Annotated in this window: 7 protein-coding genes; all 7 read right to left on the bottom strand. The window is 26.4% G+C overall.

Annotation, left to right across the window (positions count from 1 at the left end):
* Positions 1 to 8 precede the first annotated feature (8 nt).
* The 7 genes from ACR0QS_RS08155 to ACR0QS_RS08125 all read right to left on the bottom strand — a co-directional run bounded on the left by ACR0QS_RS08155 (position 9) and on the right by ACR0QS_RS08125 (position 8,422).
* A complete protein-coding gene (locus ACR0QS_RS08155; RefSeq protein ID WP_432632948.1) occupies positions 9 to 1,106 on the bottom strand; it encodes a 5-methylcytosine restriction system specificity protein McrC in 1,098 nt (365 codons plus the stop codon).
* Positions 1,103 to 2,386 (bottom strand): AAA family ATPase, encoded by a 1,284-nt coding sequence (locus tag ACR0QS_RS08150; RefSeq protein ID WP_432632947.1) that lies wholly within the window; start codon positions 2,384 to 2,386, stop codon positions 1,103 to 1,105. The genes ACR0QS_RS08155 and ACR0QS_RS08150 overlap by 4 nt, the downstream gene beginning before the upstream one ends.
* Positions 2,387 to 2,461: 75 nt before the next feature.
* Positions 2,462 to 2,719, bottom strand: coding sequence for a hypothetical protein (locus tag ACR0QS_RS08145; protein WP_432632946.1), 258 nt, complete (start codon positions 2,717 to 2,719; stop codon positions 2,462 to 2,464).
* A 26-nt stretch (positions 2,720 to 2,745) separates the two neighbouring features.
* Entirely contained in the window at positions 2,746 to 2,955 is a 210-nt protein-coding gene (locus ACR0QS_RS08140) for a hypothetical protein (protein ID WP_432632945.1), read from the bottom strand.
* 10 nt (positions 2,956 to 2,965) lie between these two features.
* Positions 2,966 to 4,072, bottom strand: coding sequence for a tetratricopeptide repeat protein (locus tag ACR0QS_RS08135; protein WP_432632944.1), 1,107 nt, complete (start codon positions 4,070 to 4,072; stop codon positions 2,966 to 2,968).
* 387 nt (positions 4,073 to 4,459) lie between these two features.
* On the bottom strand, positions 4,460 to 5,317 hold the full coding sequence (locus tag ACR0QS_RS08130) for an Rpn family recombination-promoting nuclease/putative transposase (RefSeq protein ID WP_432632943.1): 858 nt from the start codon (positions 5,315 to 5,317) through the stop codon (positions 4,460 to 4,462).
* Between the two features lie 81 nt (positions 5,318 to 5,398).
* Positions 5,399 to 8,422: a tetratricopeptide repeat protein gene (locus ACR0QS_RS08125; protein ID WP_432632942.1), complete on the bottom strand. Its 3,024-nt coding sequence runs from the start codon at positions 8,420 to 8,422 to the stop codon at positions 5,399 to 5,401.
* Positions 8,423 to 8,617 lie beyond the last annotated feature (195 nt).

Genomic DNA, 8,617 nt, shown 5'->3' with positions numbered 1-8,617 from the left:
TTTAAATTTTATTTTTTAAAAAATTCTTCAATTATTTCGTTTAATTCTTTTTCAATACTTTTAAAATTTTCAGTTAGATTTAATGAACGAACGCTTATTTTATTTCCGCTCATTTTATAAGTTTCGTTAATATCAATATTGTTTTTATTAGTTTTGGCATATAACAACATTCCCGAAACTTCATAATTTTTATTTTCTAAATTTTTATTTTTTACATAAGAAAATATTTGATATAAATTTTCAGAAATCAATTTATCTTTTGAAATTATTTCTTCGCTGTTATATTTTTTTCGAGTATAATTTGGATAATATTTTGCATCTATAATTAAAATTTTATTTTTACAAGTTAACATAATATCAGTTTCCATTTTTGGCAACATTTCTATCTTGCCTTCATTATCATTGTCGATTTTCCAATTTATATTTGATTTATGATAACATTTAATATTTTTTTCTTTCAATTCATTTAAATAATATTTAAAAATAAAGTTTTCGTATAAATCGGACATATATCTGCTATTTAAAATTTTTTCGTCATTTGGAGTATTCAAAAATAATCTCTTTTTTCTTTCGGGCAAATCGCTTATTAATAATCCTTTTATAAATAAATGGCATATAGAAATTAAAATACGATAAATTTGATTATTTCGATTATATTGAATATTCCAATTTATTTTATATATATCTATAGTTTCAACTTCCTTAAAGAAATATAAAATTTTTCTTAATTCTTCTTTTGTTTCTTTTTTAATTGCGCATTTCAATAATTCGCAAATTGCCGTTTTAATTATTCTATTTAAATAAAAATTAATCGAAAAATTATCATATAAACAAATTAATCGTTTTTTATGCATCGACATAGTTTTTATGGAAGCGGAAATATCAATTTTGCCTTTTAAAGTCGATAACGGCTCGGCGCATAAAATATATTCTTTTGCTAGTCCTATTTTTAATAAAATATTTAAACCTCTATAAAGAATTTGAGCGGTTAATTCGGCTATATTGTCAAAGTTTTCAATATTATCAAGATTTATTATTTGATTATTTAACGCGTCGAATTTAAAATAATACGAAAGCATAAAATAAATATTTTCAATCGGTATCATTTTATGGAATTCCTTAATTCAGTTTTCCAATTATTTACTTTTTCCTTATCGTCAAACCAATATTCTTTTAATAGCGGGATTAATTCAAATTCTACGATTAGCGAAAGTTTATCGTCTTTTATAGTTTCCAAATTACAAAAATAACTATGTCCAATGCAAAAACCTTCTCCTAAAGAACCGTCTTCCAATATTACTTTATTTAATTCTTTAACTTTTTCAATTAACGAATTAAATTTATCATTATCCAATTTATTTTGATATTTTTTAAATTGTTCCGAGTCAAAAGCTGGTTTCATGTCGTAGAAAGCAAATCTTCTCCTCAAAGCGTAATCCAACATTGCCAAACTTCTATCTGCCGTATTCATTAAACCGATTATATAAAGATTTTCTGGGACAAAAAATTTCTCGTCTTCTTTATAGATTAATTCCAAAGCCTCGCCCTCGCCTCTTTTATCGTTTTCGATTAACATAAATAATTCGCCGAAAATTTTGCTTATATTTCCCCTATTTATTTCGTCTATGATTAAAAAATATTCTTTGTTCTCTTCGTCATTTTTTGCATCTTCACAGAATTTATAAAAAACTCCCTCTTTAAGTTCAAAACCGTTTTCATTTGGACGATAACCCATAATAAAATCTTCATAAGAATAGCTTTGATGAAATTGTATCATTTTCACTCGCGCTTTATCTATTTCTCCGATTATAGAATATGCAAGTCTTTTTGCAGCGTAAGTCTTCCCTACTCCCGCAGAACCTTGCAATATAATATTTTTCTTTTCCGTTATTAATTTCACAAGTTTATCGTATTCGTTTTCGGTTATATAAACTTCTTGTAAGAAATTATCTTTTGTATATTTTTTAGGTTTAGGTGGAAACACTTCACTATCTTTAAAAGAAATATCTATTTTATTATCTTCTGATATTTTTCTGCATATGTTAAGTAATCCTTTTGATTTATTTCCGTATTGTTCATACCAATATTTAATATTTCCTTTTGTCGCTTCTAAAGATTTTTTTAACATTTCTTTACCATATTTTTCACCAAGTCTATTAATAAAAAATTCTATAATTTCATTGTTAAATCCTCTCTTATATGTTTTACCATTTTTCATATTTTTAAATGTATTATAGAAAAACTGATAAGATGTTGAAGTAAATATACCTATTTCATATGTTAATTTATCAACTCCTTCTTGCAAACCAATATCTCCACTATATATATTTTCCATAGTGTCAAAAATTAATTCCATTTGTTCGTTAGTTAATTTTTCTTTTGCCATTAAAAATCTCCTTTTAATTTTTAGTCTAATATATTATATAAACATTTTTAATAAATTTCTTACGCTACCCTACCCTTAATTATCATTTATCGACTCGCCGTTTTTTAGTTTTTTATACAAATTATAAACACCATCATCTTGCATAAACCATCTTAAAAAACAACTTATATAACGCAATACCATTAATTCGTCACTTGCAGGAAATTGCTTATTCATTCCGTTTTTTCTTAATTTTTCAATCGGCGGAATTTTTATTCCACAATGTTTGCCAAGTTTTAATATAATATCTTTTTCTTCTAATAAAGATTTATCAATGCGCTGTCGACTATTCATGTTAATCCTCCAAAATTTGTAATGGTTTAATTATCCTTTGGTTCGTCCTCTTTATAAGGTCCGTAATAAGCCTCCATATTTACCATTTGCATCAAAACTCTATTCGGAATAAATCCCTTTCCACCCTTTTTTAATTCTTTTTTATAACGAACACTGAATAATCGTTTAAAACGGTTTATACCATAATAATTTATAGCATGCTCCAATAAACGCTGGTTTAATTTTTTATCATCCATTTGAACCCCATTAAATTTGAAATCGCATAGCCTTTTCTAATAACTCTATATAACTACTTTCAATATGCAATCTTTTAATATTTGAAGAATTTAAATTATCAATATTATCTTTTGCCATTTTATATTCAGAATTTATCTTTAACGCTTTATTAAAATATTTTTTGGCTTCCTCGATTTTATTTAAGTTTGCCAAAGCCACGCCGTAATTATTCAATATCGAACTGTCATTAGGATTAATTTTAATTCCTTTTTTATAAGATTTAACCGCGTTAGAATAATCTTTCAAAAACAAATACGAATTGCCAAGATAATACCAAGTTTCAAAAATATTGCCGTCTAATTTTGAGGATTTTAAAAGAGTTTTTATGACATTTTTATATTCTTTATCAAGATAATAATATTGTCCTACTTTAAGCCAGCATTTTGCATCGTCATAATCAAAACCTTTAAGTTGTAGCATAAATTTTCTTCGATTTTTTGCAACCTTTCCATCCTCTAATTCTACAGATTTCAAATAGCATTCTATAGATTTTTTATATTGCTTGTCGCCATAATATGCATTCCCGAGATTAAACCAATACTGGCTGTTTTTTGGAGCTAATTTTATTGCCTTTGCGAAAAAATCTAAAGCTTCTTTATTTTGTCCGTTTTCCAGATAAATTAAACCTATGCTGTCCCAAATGATAGGATTTTTGGAATCTAATTCTATAGCTTTTAAATACGATTCTATTGCTTCTTTAGGCTTATTATTATAATAATAAGATTTTCCAAGAAGTTGCCAGTAAAAATAACTGTCGGGTTCTTTTTCTATCTCTTCCAGACATAATTTTATAACTTTTCTATATTGTTCGTTTGCAAAATATGATAACGCCAACAAACATAAACTTAAGTCATTATTAGGATTTAATTCGAGCGCTTTACTAAAAGATTTTATAGCTTGTTTATATTGCATAATTCTCAAATAAGAGTTTCCTAACCAATGCCAATTATCAATATTATCGGGCTGTAATTTTGTCGCTTTTGAAAAAGTTTTTATAGCGTTTTCATAATCTTCTTTTTCAAAATAAGATTTACCAATCGAAATCAAATCGTTTTCTTTTTTGTTTTTGTTTTGCATTTTTTACTCCTTTAATTTTTAATTTTTTTATTATTAAATAAATTTCAATAAATCATGCTGACTAAAGTCTAAAGTCCGTCTTTCTGCAGGTAAAGAAGAACATATATTTTAAATTTAACTCTCCCCTATTCTATTATTTTTTATATATAGTTTGATAAATTCTATATAAATATTTAGCCTTACTAATATTCATTCTTTTTATTAACCAACTTTTAAATTCTGTATGGAGTTGTTTTTCAATTCTATTTGTTCTCTACCACTATCTTTTATTATAATGTAATTGTATATTAATTGCAAGCATAATATTTCGCAGAATTGATAAAAATAGCTCGCCGATTATAAATTTGAAAATTGTAAATATTATAATTATTTAAATTTTCTGAGTATTTAAAGTTTTCTAATTTCTTCAATGGTTAAGCCCGTAATTTCGCTTATAAGTTTGATGTCCATATTTTTAGATTTCATATCTTTTGCTATTGTATAATTTCGTTCTTTTATTCCTTCAAGTTTTCCTTCTCTTCTACCAATTCGTCTTTCGTCTGCGAGCATTATTTTTTTGTCGTATTGATAGAGTTCTTTTTTTTCGTATTCAGACATCATTAATTGATTTCTTATAAAATTATTATATCGCTTGTGAGCCTCTTCCATTATTGGTTTTTCTTTTACTATCTCTGACATATAATCCTCCATATTTTTTGTAGTAAAAAATCCAAGCCAACAATTTAAATCTTTTGGCAGGTTATTATCTTTGAATTTAAATTTCTTTAATTCTATCATATGTATCTGCAAATGGTCGGTTAATAATCTCTCGCTTTTTGTATCATAAATCATATAGCAACTGTGGACATTATTACTTTTTTTATTTAAATTAAAATTAAGAAGGTTGATACTTATTACTGGGGTTAATTCATCATATTGTTCGCCTTTTTTCAATAGTTTGCTATAATTCATAGCCCAATAATATAATATTCTTTCTGGGAATTTTGAATTACCCGACAACTGAACTTCGATTATAACGACTGTTCCATTTTTGGTTATGCATTTCACATCAACGATAGTCTCTTTATCTTTATAATGTTGCTTCAAATTAAACGGGTTCAATATTTCAACGGCTTTAAAAGTTTTCATGTCTGCGCTAATCATAACGGCATTTATGAAATCGAGGAGAACTTTTTCTCCGCCTTTATCGGTAAAGAAATACCGAACAAAGCAATCGTTTAGTGGATTAAAAGTTTTTTTAGTCATAAGAATATTATAACAGAATAATTTTATTTGTCAAAATATTTAATATTTTATACCGATTATTTTGCATTATTCTCCCCTACTCTATTTTTGTATAATCAAATTCTCAATATCCGAATTCAAATTATTAAGATTATTTTTAGCCGCTTCGTTGTCGGAATTTAGTTCCAAAGCTTTTTCAAACGATTTTTTAGCTTCTTCGATTTTATTTAAGTTTGCCAAAACCACGCCATAATTATTCAATATCGAACTGTCATTAATCACAATCATCGCAGGCGAATCGTCAATATTTACTCCAAGTTCTTTCAAAATATAATCGTTATTTGAATTAATTTGGACGCCTTTATTAAAATCGATTCCTCTTTCAAAAGAATGAAATGCGTTATAATAATCTTTCAAAAATAAATACGAATTTCCAAGATAACGCCAAGTTTCAAAATCGCCTTCGCATAATAAAGACGATTTCAAAAGATTTTCCGATGCTTCTTTATATTTTTCGATTGTATAAAATGAAATGCCAAGCCATTTATAATTAATCGAACTGTTTTTATTAATTTCAACCGCTTTTGATAAATATTCTATTGCCTTATCGTAATCGCAATTTTTATAATAAGAATTTCCTAACCAATAATAATGATTGTCGTTTTCGGGTTTCAATTCTATAGTTTTATTAAAAGACTTAATCGCTTCTTCGTATCTTTCGCTTTTATTATAAGAAATTCCGAGCCAATACCAATTTCCAACATCTTCAGAATTTAATTCGTTAGCTTTAAGTAACGCTTCAATCGACTTTTCAAATTGTCCGTTTTTATTGTAAGAAATTCCAAGCCACTGCCAATTAAGATGATTTGAAGGAGATAATTCTACCGCTTTCAAAAAATTTTCTATCGCTTCTTTATATTGTCTCTCTTCAAAATACGCTCTGCCCAAAACAAAATAATTCGTAAAATCTTCCGTCAAATTTTTGGGTTTTAATTCAATCGCTTTGAGTAAAGAATTTATTGCCTCTTTATAATTTTTATTTTGAAAATACGCGCCGCCTAACCATTGCCAATTTAAACTATCATCTGGATTTAATTCTATTGCTTTTAGTAAATATTCTATTGCTTTTTCATGCTGATTGCTTTCATAGTAAGAACAACCGAGCCAATGCCAATATTTGCTGTCGTTTGTATTCGATTCAACTGCCTTTAATAAATATTTTATAGCCTCTTCATATTTCCCGATTTCAAAATAGGAATAACCGACTCTGCCCAAATTTTCCGCGTTATTAATATCGAAACCAAAATTTTTTAATAACCGCCCTATAAATTTTTTATATTCTTCATTTTCGTTTAATATCATAGCTCTTAAAAAAGCTTTCACTCCGTTTTGAAATTGCTTTGTTTCAAAGAAAATACTTCCCAAAAGCTGCCAATTAAGAAAATTATTAGGATTTAGTTCGATTGCTTTAGAACATAGATTTATAGATTCTTCATATTCTCCGCTTTGAAGATACGAATCGCCAATATCTCTCAATAAATATTCTATATCGGCTTTAACTTTTTCATTTGGGTTTAATTCTAAAGATTTTAATAATGATTCTACCGCTTGTTTATATTGAAAACTTTCATAATAAGAAGCGCCAAGCCAAAACCAAGTTGAAAAGTCGTCAGATTTTAATTCTATAGATTTTAATAAATTTTCTATCGCCTCTTTATACTGCTTATTTTTGCAATAAGAAATTCCAAGAAATTTCCAATAATTAGCTTCGTTTTTATTTAATTCTGTGGCTTTAAGAAAACATTTTATAGCGTCCGCATGCCGTTCATCTTTATTGTATAAATGTCCTAAAACTACCCAACTATTCGCGTTATTTATATCGAATTTCATTTTTTCTAAATATTTACATGCAAATTCTTTATACTCATCGTCAGGATTTAATTCAATAGATTTTAATATGCATTCTATGGATTTTATATAATCTCTTTTTTGAAAATATTGGCTACCTAAATAAAACCAATTAATGTAATCGTTTGGATTTAATTCTATAGCTTTTAGTAAGGCTTCTATAGCATCCTCATATTGTTTATTAGCGCTATATGAAATTCCTAATTGTCGCCAATGTATAGCATTATCTGGATTTAATTCTATTGCCTTTAAAAATGAATTTATAGCTTCTTTATGTTGATTATTTTCAAAATATGCTCTACCTAAACAATACCAATTAAGTTCATTTTTAGTATCCAATTCAATCGCTTTAAGTAAAGATTTTATAGCTTTATCATATTGATTATTTTTGAAATATGATATTCCTAACGAATTCCAATTTTTCACATTATCAACATAAAAATCTATATCGCTTAATAATGATTTTGCATGTTTCTTAATATCGTTATTTAATGCAAAAGATTTTAGCAAAAACTCTATTACATCCTCTTTGTAGTATCCTTTTTTATCGCTATCATTATATAAATTTTTTAAAATATCTAACTTAATCTTTGGAAATTTTAATTTTATATTTTTTGTAAACGCCTCTATAGATTTTTTATATTGCATAGTATTGAAATAAGAAATTCCTAATCCATACCAATTATTTTCAAATTTAGGATTTAATTTAATTGACTTTAATAGAGAATTTATGGCTTCTTCGTATTGTCCATTTAAAGCGTAGGAACTTCCCAGCCAATGCCAGTTAAGAGTATCATTAGGATTCAATTCTATAGCTCTTAATAAGGCTTCTATTGATTTTTTATATTGTCCGTTTTTATTATATGAATGCCCTAACCAATGCCAATTTAGAAAATCGTCAGGATTTAATTCTATAGCTTTTTTAAGCGTTCTTATAGCTTCTTTGTATTGCTTATTATCGTCATATAAACAGCCCAACCAATGCCAATTATTTGCATCATCTGGTTTTAATTTTACCGCTTTTTTAAAAGATTTTATAGATTTTTTATATTCTTTATTCCAATAATACGAACGCCCTAAATAATATAAACATTTTGTATTATTAGGATTCAATTTGAGTAATTGCGAAAGCGTTTTTATTGCTTCTTTATATTTTTTGTTTTTGCAGTGTGCTTTACCAATAGAAAGTAATTCGGATTCTTTTTTATTAGTTTTCATAAGTTATCTCCTTGATTATATTTTTATGTTTTACTATTTATTAGTATAATGTATTTGTGTATTAATTGCAAATATGCAGTTTTACAAATTGATAAAATAGCGAGCCGATTATAAATTTGAAAATTCTAAATATTATAATTATTTAAATTTTCAGAGTATTTAAAGTTTGCTAATTTCTTCAATGGTTAAGCCCGT

The sequence above is a fragment of the Brachyspira sp. genome (assembly GCF_050873525.1).
In the GTDB taxonomy this organism is placed as follows: domain Bacteria; phylum Spirochaetota; class Brachyspiria; order Brachyspirales; family Brachyspiraceae; genus Brachyspira.
The sequence above is the reverse complement of the archived record's forward strand: the minus strand, read 5'-3'. Positions and strand labels throughout refer to the sequence as shown.

Bases quoted from the DNA above. Each gene is read 5' to 3' on its own strand.
- ACR0QS_RS08155 (WP_432632948.1), bottom strand. From the start codon at position 1,106: ATGATACCGATTGAAAATATTTATTTTATGCTTTCGTATTATTTTAAA.
- ACR0QS_RS08150 (WP_432632947.1), bottom strand. From the start codon at position 2,386: ATGGCAAAAGAAAAATTAACTAACGAACAAATGGAATTAATTTTTGAC.
- ACR0QS_RS08145 (WP_432632946.1), bottom strand. From the start codon at position 2,719: ATGAATAGTCGACAGCGCATTGATAAATCTTTATTAGAAGAAAAAGAT.
- ACR0QS_RS08140 (WP_432632945.1), bottom strand. From the start codon at position 2,955: ATGGATGATAAAAAATTAAACCAGCGTTTATTGGAGCATGCTATAAAT.
- ACR0QS_RS08135 (WP_432632944.1), bottom strand. From the start codon at position 4,072: ATGCAAAACAAAAACAAAAAAGAAAACGATTTGATTTCGATTGGTAAA.
- ACR0QS_RS08130 (WP_432632943.1), bottom strand. From the start codon at position 5,317: ATGACTAAAAAAACTTTTAATCCACTAAACGATTGCTTTGTTCGGTAT.
- ACR0QS_RS08125 (WP_432632942.1), bottom strand. From the start codon at position 8,422: ATGAAAACTAATAAAAAAGAATCCGAATTACTTTCTATTGGTAAAGCA.